15 protein-coding genes are annotated in these 16,249 nt (G+C 67.5%); 10 read left to right on the top strand and 5 right to left on the bottom strand.

Features of this window, described 5'->3' with window-relative positions; translation table 11 throughout:
• A partial coding sequence (locus tag KDJ86_RS19040) for an NAD(P)-dependent oxidoreductase (RefSeq protein ID WP_291749536.1) occupies window positions 1-343 on the top strand: 343 nt, incomplete at its 5' end.
• Window positions 340-1,467 carry a Gfo/Idh/MocA family protein gene (locus tag KDJ86_RS19035; RefSeq protein WP_291749534.1) on the top strand — a complete coding sequence of 376 codons (1,128 nt, stop codon included), beginning with the start codon at window positions 340-342 and terminating at the stop codon, window positions 1,465-1,467. The genes KDJ86_RS19040 and KDJ86_RS19035, both read left to right, overlap by 4 nt.
• Window positions 1,468-1,664: 197 nt before the next feature.
• Here KDJ86_RS19035 and KDJ86_RS19030 read toward each other — a convergent pair whose 3' ends face one another.
• Window positions 1,665-1,955 carry a GIY-YIG nuclease family protein gene (locus KDJ86_RS19030; RefSeq protein WP_291749531.1) on the bottom strand — a complete coding sequence of 97 codons (291 nt, stop codon included), beginning with the start codon at window positions 1,953-1,955 and terminating at the stop codon, window positions 1,665-1,667.
• A gap of 74 nt (window positions 1,956-2,029) precedes the next feature.
• On the opposite strand from KDJ86_RS19030, the gene KDJ86_RS19025 reads away from it, so the two are divergent.
• From KDJ86_RS19025 to KDJ86_RS19005, 5 genes are all read left to right on the top strand, one after another.
• A complete protein-coding gene (locus tag KDJ86_RS19025; protein WP_291749529.1) occupies window positions 2,030-3,205 on the top strand; it encodes a Gfo/Idh/MocA family protein in 1,176 nt (391 codons plus the stop codon).
• A 132-nt stretch (window positions 3,206-3,337) separates the two neighbouring features.
• The gene (gene iolD / locus KDJ86_RS19020; RefSeq protein ID WP_291749527.1) at window positions 3,338-5,179 is read left to right on the top strand and encodes a 3D-(3,5/4)-trihydroxycyclohexane-1,2-dione acylhydrolase (decyclizing); all 1,842 of its coding nucleotides are present in this window, start codon (window positions 3,338-3,340) and stop codon (window positions 5,177-5,179) included.
• A 3-nt stretch (window positions 5,180-5,182) separates the two neighbouring features.
• Window positions 5,183-6,091, top strand: a complete 909-nt coding sequence (iolE, locus tag KDJ86_RS19015) for a myo-inosose-2 dehydratase (RefSeq protein ID WP_291749524.1) — start codon at window positions 5,183-5,185, stop codon at window positions 6,089-6,091.
• A 56-nt stretch (window positions 6,092-6,147) separates the two neighbouring features.
• Window positions 6,148-6,981, top strand: a complete 834-nt coding sequence (locus tag KDJ86_RS19010) for an SDR family oxidoreductase (RefSeq protein ID WP_291749522.1) — start codon at window positions 6,148-6,150, stop codon at window positions 6,979-6,981.
• A 117-nt stretch (window positions 6,982-7,098) separates the two neighbouring features.
• Window positions 7,099-8,574 (top strand): FadR/GntR family transcriptional regulator, encoded by a 1,476-nt coding sequence (locus KDJ86_RS19005; protein WP_291749521.1) that lies wholly within the window; start codon window positions 7,099-7,101, stop codon window positions 8,572-8,574.
• A 16-nt stretch (window positions 8,575-8,590) separates the two neighbouring features.
• Here the strand turns inward: KDJ86_RS19005 and rfaE1 are convergent, their stop codons facing one another.
• Window positions 8,591-10,042 carry a D-glycero-beta-D-manno-heptose-7-phosphate kinase gene (rfaE1, locus tag KDJ86_RS19000; protein ID WP_291749518.1) on the bottom strand — a complete coding sequence of 484 codons (1,452 nt, stop codon included), beginning with the start codon at window positions 10,040-10,042 and terminating at the stop codon, window positions 8,591-8,593.
• A 49-nt stretch (window positions 10,043-10,091) separates the two neighbouring features.
• Here rfaE1 and KDJ86_RS18995 point away from each other — a divergent pair, with 49 nt between their 5' ends.
• From KDJ86_RS18995 to waaC, 3 genes are read left to right on the top strand one after another with little or no spacing between them, the layout of a single operon-like run.
• Window positions 10,092-10,691 carry an SIS domain-containing protein gene (locus tag KDJ86_RS18995; protein WP_291749515.1) on the top strand — a complete coding sequence of 200 codons (600 nt, stop codon included), beginning with the start codon at window positions 10,092-10,094 and terminating at the stop codon, window positions 10,689-10,691.
• 6 nt (window positions 10,692-10,697) lie between these two features.
• Window positions 10,698-11,285 carry a D-glycero-alpha-D-manno-heptose-1,7-bisphosphate 7-phosphatase gene (locus KDJ86_RS18990; protein WP_291749512.1) on the top strand — a complete coding sequence of 196 codons (588 nt, stop codon included), beginning with the start codon at window positions 10,698-10,700 and terminating at the stop codon, window positions 11,283-11,285.
• On the top strand, window positions 11,282-12,304 hold the full coding sequence (gene waaC / locus KDJ86_RS18985) for a lipopolysaccharide heptosyltransferase I (RefSeq protein ID WP_291749509.1): 1,023 nt from the start codon (window positions 11,282-11,284) through the stop codon (window positions 12,302-12,304). Before KDJ86_RS18990 ends, waaC begins: the two co-directional genes overlap by 4 nt.
• 37 nt (window positions 12,305-12,341) lie before the next feature.
• Here waaC and KDJ86_RS18980 read toward each other — a convergent pair whose 3' ends face one another.
• The 3 genes from KDJ86_RS18980 to KDJ86_RS18970 form a co-directional block, all read right to left on the bottom strand.
• Window positions 12,342-14,012 carry an amidohydrolase family protein gene (locus tag KDJ86_RS18980; protein WP_291749507.1) on the bottom strand — a complete coding sequence of 557 codons (1,671 nt, stop codon included), beginning with the start codon at window positions 14,010-14,012 and terminating at the stop codon, window positions 12,342-12,344.
• A 16-nt stretch (window positions 14,013-14,028) separates the two neighbouring features.
• The gene (locus KDJ86_RS18975; protein ID WP_291749504.1) at window positions 14,029-15,360 is read right to left on the bottom strand and encodes a metal-dependent hydrolase family protein; all 1,332 of its coding nucleotides are present in this window, start codon (window positions 15,358-15,360) and stop codon (window positions 14,029-14,031) included.
• Window positions 15,361-15,594: 234 nt separating this feature from the next.
• The coding region (locus tag KDJ86_RS18970) for an NAD-dependent epimerase/dehydratase family protein (protein ID WP_291749501.1) at window positions 15,595-16,249 on the bottom strand (655 nt) is incomplete at its 5' end.

Raw genomic sequence — 16,249 nt, 5'->3', positions numbered from 1 at the left:
GACCGAGAACATGATCGCCGCGGCCGAGCTCGAGGCGATGCGGTCGGACGCGATCCTGATCAACACCTCGCGCGGCGGACTGATCGACGAGTTCGCGCTCGCCGACGCGCTCCATGAGGGACAACTGGCCGGCGCCGGCATCGACACCTTCGCCGACGAGCCGCCACCGGGCGCCAGCCCGCTGCTCAATTGCGACCGGGCGATCCTCAGCCCTCATGTCGCCGGCCTGACGCGGGAGGCCGGCGCGCGGCTCAGCGTCTATGCCGCGCGCAACGTCGTTGCCGCCCTCGATGGCCGGCTCGATCCCGATGTCGTCGTCAACCGGTCGGTGCTTGAAAGATGAAGAAACTCGGTGTCGGTCTCGTCGGCAGCGGCTTCATGGGCCGCAGCCATGCCCATGCCTTCCGCGCCGCGGCGGGAATATTCCCGCTGCCGCTCACCCCGGTCCTCGAACTCCTCGCCGACGTCGATGACGACGTTGCCGCGAAGGCGGCGCAGGGGCTGGGCTTTGCCCGCTCGACCGGCGACTGGAAGGCGCTGATCGCCGACCCGGCCGTCGACCTGGTCGACATCACCACGCCGAACGTCCTCCACAAGCCGATCGCGCTCGCCGCGATCGCGGCCGGCAAGCCGGTCTATTGCGAGAAGCCGCTCGCCCCCAACGCCGCCGAGGCGAAGGAGATGGTCGACGCCGCCGAGGCGAAAGGGATCGTCACCGCCGTCGGCTTCAACTATCTCAAGAATCCGATGGTGGCGCTCGCCCGCGAGATCGTCGCGAGCGGCGAGATCGGCGAGGTGGTCTCCTTCCGCGGCATCCATGCCGAGGACTACATGACCGATCCCGCGGCGCCGTTCACCTGGCGGCTGGACGCGGCCGGCGGGCACGGGGTCGTCGCCGATCTCGGCAGCCACATCATCTCGATCGCCCGCCACGTCGTCGGACCGATCGAGTCGGTGGTCGGCCAGATCAAGACGGTGACCGGCGAGCGGCCGGCCGGCCCCGGCGCGAGCGAGATGCGCAAGGTCGAGGTCGACGACGAGGCGCGGGCGCTGGTCCAGTTCGCCGGCGGCGCGACCGGCTCGCTCGAGGCGACCTGGGTCGCGGCCGGCCGCAAGATGACGCTCGCCTTCGCCGTCACCGGCACCAGGGGCACGATCGCCGTCGACCACGAGCGCCTCAACGAATTGCAGCTCTATACGACCGGCCAGCCGGGCGGGCGCGAGGGCTTCAAGACGATCCTCGCCGGGCCGGCGCATGACTCCTATGCCGCCTTCTGTCCGGCGCCGGGCCACCAGCTCGGCTTCAACGACATCAAGACGATCGAGGTCAAGGCGCTGGTCACGGCGCTCGCCGGTGGCGAAAAATTCCTGCCGGACTTCCGCGAGGCCTGGGAGATCCAGCGGGTGGTCGACGCGGTGGTCCGGTCGGCGCGCGAGAAGCGCTGGCTGGATGTGAGCGAGGTGTAGCGAGCCGCATGCCGACCAGCGAGTGCATCGATGCTACGCCGCTCATTCCCGCGCACGCGGGAATCCAGTTTGGACAGGGGGTCGTCAAGGCCTGGAACACAAATCCCCGCCTCTCCACGCCACGTAGAGCTCTTCAAAGGCTAGATTCCCGCGTGCGCGGGAATGAGCGGTGGAGAGACGGAGTGGAAGGGCCAACGTCACGCGATCCAACCGGGCGCAACCAAGTCACGCCAACCCGGGTTCAGTTCCTCGATGAGTTGCAGCTTCCATTTGCGCCGCCATTTCTTCAACTGCCGTTCGCGGCCAAAGGCGGTCTCTCGCGTCTGATGGACCTCGAACCAGACGAGGGTTTTCACATCATGTCGTGCAGTGAATCCCGGCAGGAGGCCACCCCGATGCTCCCGCATCCGTCGCGCGAGATCGTCGGTCATGCCGATGTACAGCGTGCCGTTCCTTCTGCTGCCGAGGATATAGACGTAGAAAGCCACGGGCCGCTCTCTCACTGCAGCAACCGAGTGCCGATGACGACTGCCTACCGAAGCACAGAACCAGGGGAGGAACCATGAGCATCACCATCGCCAAGCTTGGCAGGCGGTTGCGCCTTGGCGTGATTGGCGGCGGGCCGGGCTCCTTCATCGGCCCGGTCCATCGCGCCGCCGCGCGCCTCGACGACAACTACGAGATCGTCGCCTCGGTTCTGTCCTCCAATCCAGAGCGCTCGAAGCGGGAGGGGATGGCGATCGGGGTGGCCGAGGACCGGGCCTATGGCACGGCGGAGGAGCTCTTCGCCGCGGAGAAGGCGCGCGAAGACGGCATCGACGTGATCGCCATCATGACGCCGAATGACAGCCACTATCGGCTCTCGCTGATGGCGCTGGAGAACGGCCTCGACATCATCTGCGACAAGCCGCTGACCACCAACTACCGCGACGCCCGCGACCTCGTCACCAGGGTCAACGCCGCCGGCATCGTGTTCTGCCAGACCTTCAACTATTCGGGCTTCCCGATGGTGCGCCAGGCAAAGGCCATGGTCCGCGACGGCGATCTCGGCGATGTCAGGATGATCGAGGTCGAGTATGTGCAGGGCCACAACGCCGCGCTGACTCCAACCGAGCTGGGCGAGGAGGGGAACTGGCATTTCGATCCCGCCCGCGTCGGCGAGTCGCTGATCCTCGGCGACATCGGCAGCCACGCCCATCATCTGGCGCGCTTCGTTTCGTGCCTCGACCTGTCGCGGCTGACCGCCGACGTCACCGCCGTCGTTCCGGGCCGGACCGCCCACGACTATGCCGGCATCCTTTTCCGTCTCGAGAACAACGCGCCGGGCGTCATCTGGGTGACCCAGGCCGGCGCCGGGGCGGTGCACGGCCTCTATTTCCGGCTTTTCTGCGCCCAGGGAAGCCTCGAATGGGCGCAGGAGACGCCGAACCAGCTGATCCACTCCCGCCTCGGCGAGCCGGCCATCGTCTTCGAGCGCGACGGGCCGGGCCTGAAGCCGGAGGCGGCGCGGGCGACGCGGGTCGGCATCGGCCACCCCGAGGGCTACCAGGAGGCCTTCGCGGTGCTTTACGCCGACGCCGCCGAGGCGATCGTGGCGCGCAAGCTCGGGGAGCAGCCCGACCGGCTCGCGCTCGATTTCCCGACCGTCGAGGATGGCGCCCGGACGATGCAGTTCATCGCCGCGGCGCTGGAATCGGTCCATACGGGAGGCTGGGTCGACTATCAGGTCGCGTTCTGACCGTCCGCGTCAAAATAGAATGTTTGTTCCGTTCTTGAATTGCGTAGAATGCCGCTCGCGCGGTAGTGTGACTTGTCCCTGCGACGATCGGGCAGAAGGGATCGCGCTGGACCGAAGGGGAGGATGAAGACCATGAAAACCGTCCGTCTGACCATGGCGCAGGCTTTGGTCCGCTATCTCACCGCGCAGCGCATCGTCATCGATCACGAGGAGGTGCCGCTGTTCGCCGGCGTCTTCGCGATCTTCGGCCATGGCAACGTCACCTGCCTCGGCGAAGCGCTCGAACCCGTGCAGGACGACCTCCCGACCTGGCGGGGCCAGAACGAGCAATCGATGGCGCTCGCCGCGATCGGCTACGCCAAGGCGAAGAAGCGCCGCCAGATCATGGTCTCGCTCTCCTCGATCGGTCCCGGCGCCACCAACATGGTGACGGCGGCGGGCGTCGCCATGGCCAACCGCCTGCCGATCCTCATCCTCGCCGGCGACACCTTCGCCAGCCGCATCCCCGATCCGGTGCTCCAGCAGATCGAGCAGTTCGACGACCCGACGCTCAGCGTCAATGACTGCTTCAAGCCGGTGGTCCGCTACTGGGACCGCATCAGCCGCCCCGAGCAGATCATCACCTCGCTGCCCCAGGCGGTCGCGACCATGCTCGACCCGGCGACCTGCGGGCCCGCTTTCCTCGGCCTCGCCCAGGACGCGCAAGCGGAAGCCTACGATTATCCGGAGGTTTTCTTCGAGAAGACGGTCCACCGCATCCCGCGGGCACGCCCCGACGCCGACTCGATCCGCGAGGCGGTGTCGCTCATCCGCAAGGCGAAGAAGCCGCTGCTGATCGCCGGCGGCGGCGTCCACTGGTCGCTCGCCAACGAGGCGGTCGGCGCCTTCGCCGAGAAGCACAACGTGCCGGTCGCCGAGACGATCAACGGCCGCACCGCGCTGGTCCACGACCACCCGATGAATGTCGGGCCGGTCGGGATCAACGGTTCCGCTTCCGCCAACACGCTCGCCCGCGAGGCCGACGTGATTCTCGCGGTCGGCACCCGGCTCCAGGATTTCGTCACCGGCTCCTGGACGCTCTTCTCCGAGAATGCCCGCTTCATCGGCCTCAACGCGGCGCGCTTCGACGCGGTCAAGCATCGCTCGCTCGCCGTGGTCGGCGACGCGATGGTCGGCATCGAGGAGATGTCCGACGCGCTGACCGACTGGCGGGCGCCGGATACCTGGTCGAAGAAGGGCGCCAGGGAATACGGCGCCTGGAACGCGCTGATCGACAAGAATTCCGGCCCGACCAATGCCGAGGTGCCGAGCTACGCCCAGGTGGTCGGCGCGATCAACCGCATCTGCGACCCGACCGATCTTGCGCTGACGGCCGCCGGCGGCCTGCCCGGCGAGCTCTGCCAGAACTGGCGGGCGAAGACGACCGCCACCTTCGACTGCGAATTCGGCTATTCCTGCATGGGCTACGAGATCTCCGGCGCCTGGGGCGCCAAGATGGCCGATCCGGATCGCGACGTGATCTCGATGATCGGCGACGGCTCGTATCTGATGATGAATTCCGACATCTATTCGACGGTGCTGACCGGCCACAAGCTGATCATCGTGGTGATGGACAATGGCGGCTTCGCGGTGATCAACCGCCTGCAGAACGCCAAGGGCTCGAAGTCCTTCAACAACCTCCTCGCCGACTGCCGGGTCAAGGAGCTGGTCGAGGTCGATTTCGAGAAGCATGCCGCCTCGATGGGCGCCCATGCCGAGACCGTCCACTCGATCGGCGAGCTGGAGCAGGCCTTCTCCCGCGCCAAGCAGGCCGACCGCACCTCGGTCATCGTCGTCAAGGTCCAGCCCTATCAGTGGACCCCGGGCGACGCCTGGTGGGAGACCGGCGTGCCGGAAGTCTCGAAGCGGAAGGAAGTCAGGGCCGCGCGTGCCGAGCACGAGGACGGCAAGGGCAAGCAGCGGGTCGGAGTCTGATCCATGCCGACCGCAGGGCCGATCCACCTGGGCGTCGCACCGATCGCCTGGTCCAACAACGACATGCTGGAGCTCGGCGGCGAGACCAGCCTCGAGACCTGTCTCAAGGAGACCCGCAAGGCGGGCTTCACCGGCACCGAGACCGGGGTGAAATTCCCGATGGACCCGAAGGTCCTCGGGCCGATCCTGAAGAAGCACAAGCTGCAGCTCGTTTCCGGCTGGTTCTCCGGCGAGCTGATGAAGCGCTCGGTCAAGGCCGAGCGCGAGCGGATGATGGCGCAGATCGGGACCTACAAGGCGCTCGGCGCGCCGGCCTATGTCTATGCCGAGACGACCGGGACGGTGCAGAACCGGATGGACGCGCCGCTCTCCTCCCGCCCGCGGATGAGCGAGGAGGACTTTCGCGCCTATGGCCGCAAGCTGACCGAGCTCGCAGAGTGGATGGCCGACTACGGCGTGCCGATGACCTATCACCATCACATGGGGACGGTGGTCGAGACCCAGCGCGAGATCGACCTGTTGATGGCCAATACCGGCAAGGCGGTGGGCCTGCTGCTCGACACCGGCCACCTGGCCTTCGCCGGCGGCGACATCGTCGAGACCACCCGCAGGCATGGCCGCCGGATCAACCACGTCCATTGCAAGGACCTGCGGTGGGACGTGCTGAAGGCCGTGCGCCAGAAGGACCAGAGCTTCCTTTCAGGCGTGCTGGATGGTGTCTTCACCGTGCCCGGCGACGGGTTCATCGACTTCCACGCCTTTGCCCGGGTGCTCGCCGAGATCGGCTACGAGGGCTGGGCGGTGGTCGAGGCGGAGCAGGACCCGGAGAAGGCCAATCCGTATGAATATTCGCTGATGGGCCGCCGGCATCTGACGTCGGCCTTCGAGGCGGCGGGTTACCGGATCGTCTGACGTCGGCGGGAAGGACTGATTTTCCGACATGCGCTGAACGCGCGGGGGGAGGGACCGTGACGACAACCAATCTCAAGAAGCAGTTCGCCGGCAAGGTCGCGGTGGTCACCGGCGGCACCCAGGGGCTCGGCGAGGCCGTCGCGCGGATGTTCGCCGCGCGTGGTGCTGCCGGCATCGTGATCTGCGGCCGCAACGCCAGGCGCGGCAAGGCGGTGGCGGCATCGCTGACCAAGGCCGGCACCAGGGCGGTCTTCGTCAAGGCCGACCTCGGCGAGGTCGCCGACTGCCGCAAGGTGATCGCGGCGGCGGACAAGGCCTTCGGCAAGGTCGATATCCTGGCCAATGTGGCCGCGCTGACCGATCGCGGCACCATTCTCGACACCAGCCCCGAATTGTTCGACCGGATGTTCGCCGTCAATGTCCGCGCGCCGTTCTTCCTGATCCAGGAGGCGGCGAAGATCATGCGGCGGGAGAAGATCGAGGGGACGGTGGTCAACATCCTGTCGATGTCGGGCCATGGCGGCCAGCCCTTCATCTCCGCCTATTCGGCGTCGAAGGGCGCGCTCGCCGTCCTGACGAAGAACGCCGCCTTCGCGCTGATGCCCGATCGCATCCGCCTCAATGGCCTCAATATCGGCTGGATGGATACGCCCGGCGAGCACGCGATCCAGTTGCGCTACCACACCGACGATCCGGACTGGCTCGCCAAGGCCGAGGCGGGCCAGCCCTTCGGCCGGCTCCTGAAGCCGGACGAGGTGGCGCGGGCGGTCGCCTATCTGGCCAGCGATGAATCCGGGATGATGACGGGATCGATTATCGATTTCGATCAGCAGGTGCTGGGTTCCTCGGAGAGTTCGCCCCATCCCAGCGGGCGGCTGCCGGACAAGTAGAAATTATACCCGCTGGACCTTGCTGTTGCGGAATGTCATACTCTTTGTAAACGTTATTACGCGTCAAGAATTTCGAAGGTATCAAAAATCCCGCCGCGACTCTATCCTTCAGGTGCGTTGCACGGAAAGGTCGCCCACGAACTCGGTCGGCAGATCGTCGCTGGCGACCTTCGTGAAGGGGCGTTATTGCCGCGAGAGGCGGAGCTCTCCGAGACATACCGGGTCAGCCGGCAGGCCGTTCGCGAAGCGCTCAAGGTGCTTGCCGCGAAGGGGCTGGTGGTGACCCGGCGACGCACCGGCAGCCTGGTCGCGTCGCGCGCCCTGTGGAACCTGCTCGATCCGGACGTGATCGCCTGGCATGGGCATGTCGGGGTGAATGCCGACTTCCTGTGCGATCTCGTCGCGTTTCGCCTGCTGCTCGAACCGAAGGCCGCTGCGCTCGCCGCGGAGCACGCGACTGCGGGGCAGATCGAGCAGATTCGCGAGGCGATCGAGGAGATGCGCCGCAACGTCGACGACCGGACCGCCTTCGCGGAGGCGGATGCGCGTTTCCATGTCGCGGTCTTCGCGGCCAGCGGCAATTCCCTGATCGACCGGCTGAGCACGATCATCGCGCCGCTGCTCGAAATCGGCGCGACCGTCCCGAGCAGCGTCGAGGCCAATCCGGCCTGGGCGGCCGGCCGACATGATCGGGTCCTCATGGCGATCGCCGGGCGTGACGCCGAGGTGGCGCAGGCGACGATGTCCGAGGTGCTGGCGGTCTATCTGGCGGGAAACGATTCCCGTCGGCCCGCGGACGCGAAGGCAGGCGATTCCGGCGACGACGATACCTCCGAGATTCCCAGCCTCGGGCAGCGGGAACCGAGCGCTGTCGGCGGTCTCTATCCGTCGCAGCCCCTGCATGGACGGGTCGCGCACGCGATCGGGGCGCGGATCGTCTCGGGTGTGTTCCGCGAGGGCAGCACCCTGCCGAGGGAGGCGGAGTTCGCGGCGGAATACAAGGTCAGCCGCCAGGCGGTCCGCGAGGCCCTCAAGGTACTGGCGGCCAAGGGGCTGGTCTCGACGCGGCGGCGGGCGGGGACATCGGTCGCCTCGCGCGCCGACTGGAACCTGCTCGATCCGGATGTCGTCGCCTGGCACCAGCCCCAGGACCTGCCGCGCGACTTCCTGAGAGAACTTGGCGAACTGCGCCGGGTGGTGGAGCCGGCCGCGGCCGCGATCGCCGCGGAAAGGCGCAACGCCGCGCAGATGGAGCGGATTTCCGAAGCGATAGCCGCCATGCGCCGCGCTTCGACGCCGGCCGGATGGGCGATCGCCGATGTCGAGTTCCATATGGCGGTCGCCGCGGCGACCGGCAACATGCTGATCGGGAGCTTCGGCCGGACCCTGGCGCCCCTGCTGGAAGCCAGCATCAGGGAGCGCAGCGAGGTCGCTTCCGCGGCGATACTGGCGATCAACCGGCATGCGGTGATCGCGGAAGCGATCCGCCGCCGCGACCACGAGGCCGCGCGCAAGGCGATGGTGGCAATGCTCGACCTGGCGGATCGTCAGTTCAGCCAGTCGGCCGCGGGCGGTCTTCGCCAGCCGGCCTGAGCGCGGTCTCGAACCATCAGCCGCCCGTGCCGCCGTCCTTCATCCGATCGACGGTCCCGGTCGTCGAATGTCCGGGCAGCAGGCCGATCAGCTCGACCCGGCCGCCATTCGCCTTGACCAGATCGCCGCCGACGACCTCGTCCTCGGCATAATCCGCGCCCTTGAAGAGGACGTTCGGACCGATTGCCGCGATGAGCTCGGCCGGCGTGTCCTCGTCGAAGAGCACGACCATGTCGACGAACCGCAGCGCGGCGAGGACGGCGGCCCGTGTCGCGGCGTCCTGGACGGGGCGTCCCGGGCCCTTGAGCCGGCCCGCCGAGGCATCGCTGTTGAGCCCGACCACCAGCCGGTCGACCCGGCGCGACGCCTGCTCGAGCGAATGGAGGTGACCGCGATGCAGGAGGTCGAAGCAGCCATTGGTGAAGCCGACCATGAGGCCGAGCTCCTTCCAGTGCGCGATCTGGTCCAGCGCCTCCTGTCGCGCCATGACATGGGCGGAGGCCTCGACGCCGAGCGCCTGCTTCAGCTCGCGGGGATGGACGATGGCGGTGCCGGGCTTGGCGACCGCGACACCGGCGGCGGCATTGGCAAGCCTGACCGCGTCGGCGAGGGGGACGCCGATGGCGATCGCCGCGGCAAGCGTGGCGGCAACCGTGTCGCCAGCGCCGGTCACGTCGAAGACGCGGCGATTCTCGGCGCGGACATGGACCGGGCCACGGTCGCGCTCGACAAGGGTCATGCCGGCGGCGCCGCGGGTCACCAGGATCGCTTCGATATCGACCCTGGCGAGGATGTCGCGGCAGGCGGCCTCGGCCGCCGCGTCGCTGTCGACCCGGACTCCGGCGAAACGTTCGAGCTCGAGCGTGTTGGGCGTCAGCAGGCTCGCGCCAGCGAACAGGCCGGCCTCCCGCTTCTTCGGATCGACGATCACCGGGACGCCCGCGGCGCGCGCCGCGGCGATCAGACCGGCTATCGTCGCTTCGCCGAGCACGCCCTTGGCATAGTCGGACAGGATGACGACATCGGCTTCGGCGAGGGCTTCCCGCGCCACGGCCAGCAGATCGGCGACGACGGGGGCGGGGAGGTCGCCGGTCGCCTCCGCGTCGACCCTGAGCAACTGATGCCAACCGCTCAGATAGCGGGTCTTCACCGTCGTCGGGCGATCCGGGTCCTCGATCAGCCGGCAGGCGAGGCGTTCGAAACCGTCGCAAAAGCGCCGGAGCTCCTCGGCCATCTCGTCGGCGCCCGTGACGCCGACCAGCGTCACCGCCGCCCCATAGGCGATCAGATTGGCGGCAACGTTGCCCGCGCCGCCGAGCAGGGCCCGCTGACTGGCATGGTTGAGGACAGGGACCGGCGCCTCCGGAGACACCCTGCCGACCGAGCCCTCGACGAAACGGTCCAGAAGCACATCGCCGACGACGAGGACCTTCGCTTGAGCGAGTCGGTCTATGAGGCTAGCATCCATCGCCGTTTGGACCGGTTTCCTGTCACATCCCTTGAAGGTCGAATTACCATTGAAACCCGACCGCGCCGCGGTGGCGGCCGAATTCACCCGCCGTCATGACGAACACCGCGCCGTTTTCGAACGATCGCGCGACCTGCTCGGGCCGGCGGCCGAACTCGCCGATGCGGCTATATCGGTGCTCGGCGCCGGGGGCAAGCTTCTCCTGTGCGGCAATGGCGGCAGCGCGGCCGACGCGCAGCATATCGCGACGGAATGCACGGTGCGTTTCGAGACGACCCGAAGGGGGCTCGCGGCAATCGCGCTGACCACCGACACCTCGGCCCTGACCGCGGCGGGCAACGATCTCGGCTACGAGCAGGTCTTCGCCCGCCAGGTGGCGGCGCTGGGGCGGCCGGGGGACATGCTGATCGGGCTGACCACCTCCGGCAACTCGCCGAACGTCACCGAAGCCCTGGTCGCGGCACGGGCCGGCGGCCTCGCGACGGCCTGCCTGACGGGCCGGGGCGGCGGCGCGATCGCCGCCGGGCGACTCGCGGATCACTGCCTGATCGTGCCCTCCGACGTGACGGCGCATATCCAGGAGGTGCATATCTTCCTCGGTCATCTCCTCTGCGCCGCGATCGATGCCGCCTTCACCGACGGAGCCTGACCTCCGATGGGCGATGACATGCATCGCATCCGCGTCGCGGCGAACCCGAGGCGGCATTGCCCGGCATTATTCCTCGACCGTGACGGCACCATCCTCGACGATCCCGGCTATCTTTCCGACCCCGACAAGGTCAGGCTTTTTCCCGGAGCCGCAGAGGCCCTTCGCCGTTTCGCCGACGCCGGCCATGCGATCGTCGTGGTGACAAACCAGTCCGGCGTCGGGCGCGGGCTTTTCGGCTGGAAGGATTACGAGCAGGTGGCAGCGCGGGTGAGGCAGGAACTCGGGAAACATGGCGTGACGATCGACGTCGAATGCGCCTGCGGGCATGCGCCGGAGGAGGGCGCGTCCTGCGGCTGGCGGAAGCCGGCGCCCGGCATGATCGACGCGGCGGCGCGGCGCCTCGACCTCAATCTCGGCGCTTCCCTGATGGTCGGCGACATGCCGAGCGACCTCCAGGCGGCGGAGGCGGCCGGGGTCGGTCGCGCGGTGCATGTGCTGACCGGCCACGGCGCGCGCCAGCGCGAACACCTGCGGGACTGGTGCCTGTCGATCCCGCTCGACCTGGTCGACGACCTGTCGGCGCTGCAGCCATGAGGCTTTTGATCGTCAAGCTGACGTCCTTCGGCGACGTCATCCACACCTTCCCGGCGATCAGCGACCTGAAGGCCGCCCGGCCCGACATCGAGATCGACTGGATGGTGGAGGAGGCCTTCGCCCCCTTCGTCGAGCTGCATCCGGCGGTCTCGACCATCCACCCGGTATCCTTCCGCCGGCTTCGCTCGCCACCCACCCGCTGGGCGCTGATCCCGATGGAGGCGGTGCGCCTCGGCCGGACGCTGCGGGGGCGGCGCTACGACCTGGTCGTCGACCTGCAGGGGCTGCTGAAGAGCGCGATTCCCGCGCTGCTCGCCGGTACCGGAGTGGCCGGATATGACGCCGGGAGCGCCCGCGAGCCGGCCGCGAGCCGGCTCTATCGCTGGACGATCGGGGTGCCGCGGGCGATGCATGCGGTGGAGCGGAGCCGGCGGCTGCTGGCCGGCGCGGTCGGCTATCCCGTCCCGACCGGGCAGGGGCGCTATGGCCTCCGGGTCCTCGGCGGCCGCGATCCAGTGCTGCCCGAGCGCTACGCGATCGTCATGCATTCGGCGAGCTGGGACACCAAGCTCTGGCCGGAGCGCAACTGGCGCGGGGTGATCGCGGAAATCACCAAAGGCGGGCGCTCGGTGGTGCTGCCCTGGGGGACGCCGGAGGAGAAGGCGCGGGCCGAACGGCTGGCGATCGACATCGAGGGCGTCCACGTGCTGCCGACTGTGATGGCCGGCGCCGAGCTTGCCCGCGTCGTCTCCGGCGCCGACTTCGCGATCGGACTCGATTCGGGCCTGATGCACCTTGCGACGGCGCTCGACGTTCCCGGCATCTGGCTGTTCGGACCGACCGACCCCGGCCTCACCGGGCCATACGGCAAGGACCAGACGGTGATCGCCTCCTCCTACCGGGAGGCGCCATGCCGCCGGCGCACCTGCGACCGCGAGCCCGGCGGCCGCTGCTGCATGCAGGCAATCGACCCCTATGACGTGGTCGACGCCATCGAGGCGCTGGCGAGCCGCGTCTAGCCGCCCGTCACGTGCCGATGACAATCGACTATGCGCCTTACTTGTCGCCCAGCTCGGTGGCGGCTCCCGTATCGTCCGGCGTCGATGGGTAGGGTGTCGAAAGGATCGTGTTCTCGTTGATCCATTCTGCGACGCCGACGGGCTGGTAACGCCCCTGCGCCTCAACCGGGTAGCGGATCGGCTGCCCGGCCTTCACGTCGAGGACCTCGGAGTCGCGCACAACAATCTCGCCATTGACGATCACATAGGGGATGCCTGTCGACGGCAGGCCGTTCTCGCCGGCCTTGTAGGTCGCGTTGTCCGTGACCGTATCCGGATCGACCAGCGTCAGGTCCGCGACCTTGCCGACCTGGACCCGGCCCCGGTTCTTCATGTCCTGCAGGCCGGCGTCGCCCATATGCAGCGCGGTCCAGTAGCTGAGCTGTGCCAAGCTGAACATCAGGGGCACGCCCTGCTCGCGCCCCATGCGCAGGGTCCTGGCGTGAGTGCCGGCGGTGCGGGGGTGGCCTGCATATTCGGAATAATCCGCGTCCCAGGGCAGCAGGTTGCCGTCGGTGCCGACCCCGGCCATGGCGTCGCTGGCGACGGTCATGTGCGGAATGGTCAGCCAGTAAGGCATCCACGCCCGGCGTGGCGGCAGGAAGACGACCATCGACCGCCCCGGATCGGATTTGACGAGGTCGTCATAGTCTTCACGGGTCAGGAACTTGTCCTGCAGCGGGTCGTAGAGCGTCTCCTCATAGGTGTTGCCGTAGGTGTCCAGCCAGATCGCCGGCTGGAGGAAATCGGCGCTGACCACGGTTGAGCCGGCGTCATACGGGTAGTACTCCGCCCACATATTGAGCCCCTTGGCGCGGGCGAGCTGCAGCTTCTCCTCGATTTCCCACCAGCCATAGTCGTTGTCATGCGCCATCAGAAACGGCGCGTCGAGCAGCATGGCGTTGGTGAAGGCCTCGTCGAAGGCGATCGGCGCCTCGGTCGGTGTCTCGGCCGACAGATGGTAGCGGGTGTGGACCGAGGCGAGACGCCCGTAACGGGCGGCGGTGCGCTGGGCCTCGAACATCTCGTAGCTGGTCATGCCGGTTGCCATGTAGGCGGCGCCGATGCCGACGCCGAGCGCGCCGGCGCGGAGGTCCTCGTCGAGGATCTCCATCACCGCATTCATCTGATCGATGGTGCTGCGCGTGACGGACCAGCCGGCGACGCCATCCGAGAGCGCCTTGGCGATGTATAGTTGCGCATTGGAGAAATCGACCGGCTCGTCGATGCCGGTCTCCGGATCGAGCACGCTCATCCGCGCGCCGTTGTGGCTGGTTGTCGTGCCGTAGTTGACCTGCCAGCCTTCCTCGGCCTTCTTCGCGTACCAATCGTTGACGTTCACCGCGCCGAATTCGAGGTCCATGCCGGTGGTCACGCCGTCGCGCAGTGACATCTTGGTGGCGAAGGGATCGACGGCATGGAAATGGGTGTCGATGAAGCCCGGCGCGACGACGAGCCCCGCGGCGTCGATGACCTCGGGCGCCGTGATGGTTTCCGTCGTGATCGCGGCGATCCGGCCGTCCTTGATGCCGACATTGGCGATCGAATCGAACATCGTTTCCGGGTCCATGACCCGGCCACCATTGATCACGAGATCGTAGTCCTGCGCGAGCGCCGGTACCGTGAACATCGCCGCGGCGAACGCGAGCGTGGATGCCAACTGCCTCATGACAAGTCTCCTCGACTTAGTTGAGGGTGTTCTTGTAGATCGCTCCGTCTTTCATGATCAGGTCGAAGTTGCCTGCCGGATCGGCGACCAGATCGAGGTTTTCGAGCGGATTGCCGTCGATCAGGATCAGGTCCGCGTAGGCTCCCGGCTCGATGACGCCGAGCTTGCCGTCAGGATAGGGATTGCGCGGGCCGGACAGGGCCAGCAACTCCCCGGCGGTCGAGGTCGCCTGCCTGAGCGCCTCCACCGGCGTGAACCAGCGGGACAGCTTGGCAAGCTGCTTGCCCTGCTTCTTGGCAAGTTCGGGGTCGAAGAGCGTGTCGGTGCCGAAGACGATCTTCACACCCACCTGCTTTGCCAGGGGATAGACGGTCTCGGTTCCCTCGGTGACCTGTTCGAACTTGGCCTGATTTGGCGAACCGGGCGGGAAGGGAATCGCATCCTCGTCGTTCAGGACCGGCTGCATGCTGAGATAGGCGCCCCTGTCGAGCATCATCCGCAGCGTTTCCTCGTGCAGCAAATGCCCGTGCTCGATGCTGAGGACGCCGGCCTCAAGCGCCTGTTGCGCCGCCTTGTCCGTGAAGACATGGACGGCGACATAGGTGTTCCATTCGCGTGCCGCCTCGACGGCCGCCGCCATTTCTTCCGGCGAATATTGCGTGACATCGATCGGATCGAAATTGGAGCTGACTCCGCCCCCGGCCATGATCTTGATTTGCGTCGCCCCCATCCGGAGGGCTTCGCGCGTACGCTTCAAGACCTCCGGCACGCCGTCGGCGACCACGAAGTGACCAACGCGCTGCGGATAGTCGAGCGGGGCGGCGATATCGAAGGGCGCGCCGGTCGCGGGCCGCCAGTCACTATGGCCCGAGGTCTGCGAAATAGCCGGACCGCTGGGGAAAATGCGGGGGCCATCGTACATGCCCGCATCGGTGAGCTTCGCCAGCGAAAAGACATTGCCAGCCATATCGCGCACGGTCGTGAACCCGCGCAACAAGGCGTCGTTGTTGGCCCTTGCCGCTTTCAGGGCGTGATAGGCGAGATCGGTGTTGAGCCCCTCCTGGACGCCCAGCGTGGCAAAGTTCGAATGCCAGTGCATGTCGATCAGGCCGGGGATCATCGTCCGGCCGCCGCCGTCGATGACGGTGGCTCCGTCAGCCTCGATCGGGTCGGTCGAGACGGCCTTGATCAGCTTGCCCTCGACCAGGACATTGGCGTTCTCGATCAGGGCCTCGTTGGCCCCGTCGAAGACATTGACGTTGGTGAACAGCGTTTGCGTCGGCGCGTCCTGTGCCGCCGCAGCCGTCGCGGCGGCGGCCATCAGAGCCGCGAGTGCCAGCTTTTTCACGATCTCTCTCCCTCGCTACGACCGCCAGTCGGAGCACGGTTCGGGCAATCGTGCCTTGATGTCCGTCAAGGACCGGCCCGACAGGCGTCCTCCGCCCGGAACCGAACCAGTCTATCACGAAGGATTGGATGAGCCGGACGGCGCTGACGATCGCCGGGCAGGGGCGCCGCGACGGAGGCGGCGGTAGCGGAGGCGGCGGGCGGCGCGGCGCGGGCTGGCTGTGGCGGCGCGCGACTACCCCTCGTTCGAGCCCAGCGTTTCCGGCACGCCCTCTTCGATCGCCACGAAGGCCTCGGCATAGCCGTCGCGGCGAAGGCGCGAGATGTCCGCCTGGGTGTCCGGCTGGTAGGCGTCGCGGAGATCGTCGGGGAAGGGGATGTAGTCGATCCGCCCGCGGCCGTGGAAATCGATCACGGCGCGGGCGACGTCGTTGAAGCTGCGGCTCACGCCGGTGCCGACATTGTAGACGCCGTCGGCGGCTTCCGACGCCAGCGCCCAGAGATTGACCTGCACGGCGTCGCCGACGAAGACGAAGTCGCGCCGGTGTTCGCCGTCCGCGAAGCCGTGCGAGGCGCCGAAGAGCCTGATGACGCCGTCGGTCTCGGCCTGGCGGCTGAAGTGATGGATGACGCTCGCCATCCGCCCCTTGTGGGCCTCGCCATGGCCGTAGACGTTGAAATAGCGCAGGCCGACGACCTTCGCCGTCAGCTCCTCCTGGCGCGCCACCCACTGGTCGAAGAGGAGCTTCGACCAGCCGTAGACGTTGAGCGGGCGGAGGCCGTCATTGGTCTCGCCGAAATCCGGCGAACCGCCATAGACCGCCGCCGAGGAGGCGTAGATCAGCGGCACGCGGCGCTGCTGGCACCAGGCGAAGATCTCCTTCGAGAAG

Source organism: Bauldia sp., assembly GCF_020442045.1.
Lineage (GTDB): Bacteria > Pseudomonadota > Alphaproteobacteria > Rhizobiales > Kaistiaceae > Bauldia.
The sequence above is the reverse complement of the archived record's forward strand: the minus strand, read 5'-3'. Positions and strand labels throughout refer to the sequence as shown.

Bases quoted from the DNA above. Each gene is read 5' to 3' on its own strand.
- KDJ86_RS19035 (WP_291749534.1), top strand. From the start codon at position 340: ATGAAGAAACTCGGTGTCGGTCTCGTCGGCAGCGGCTTCATGGGCCGC.
- KDJ86_RS19025 (WP_291749529.1), top strand. From the start codon at position 2,030: ATGAGCATCACCATCGCCAAGCTTGGCAGGCGGTTGCGCCTTGGCGTG.
- iolD (WP_291749527.1), top strand. From the start codon at position 3,338: ATGAAAACCGTCCGTCTGACCATGGCGCAGGCTTTGGTCCGCTATCTC.
- iolE (WP_291749524.1), top strand. From the start codon at position 5,183: ATGCCGACCGCAGGGCCGATCCACCTGGGCGTCGCACCGATCGCCTGG.
- rfaE1 (WP_291749518.1), bottom strand. From the start codon at position 10,042: ATGGATGCTAGCCTCATAGACCGACTCGCTCAAGCGAAGGTCCTCGTC.
- KDJ86_RS18990 (WP_291749512.1), top strand. From the start codon at position 10,698: ATGGGCGATGACATGCATCGCATCCGCGTCGCGGCGAACCCGAGGCGG.
- waaC (WP_291749509.1), top strand. From the start codon at position 11,282: ATGAGGCTTTTGATCGTCAAGCTGACGTCCTTCGGCGACGTCATCCAC.
- KDJ86_RS18980 (WP_291749507.1), bottom strand. From the start codon at position 14,012: ATGAGGCAGTTGGCATCCACGCTCGCGTTCGCCGCGGCGATGTTCACG.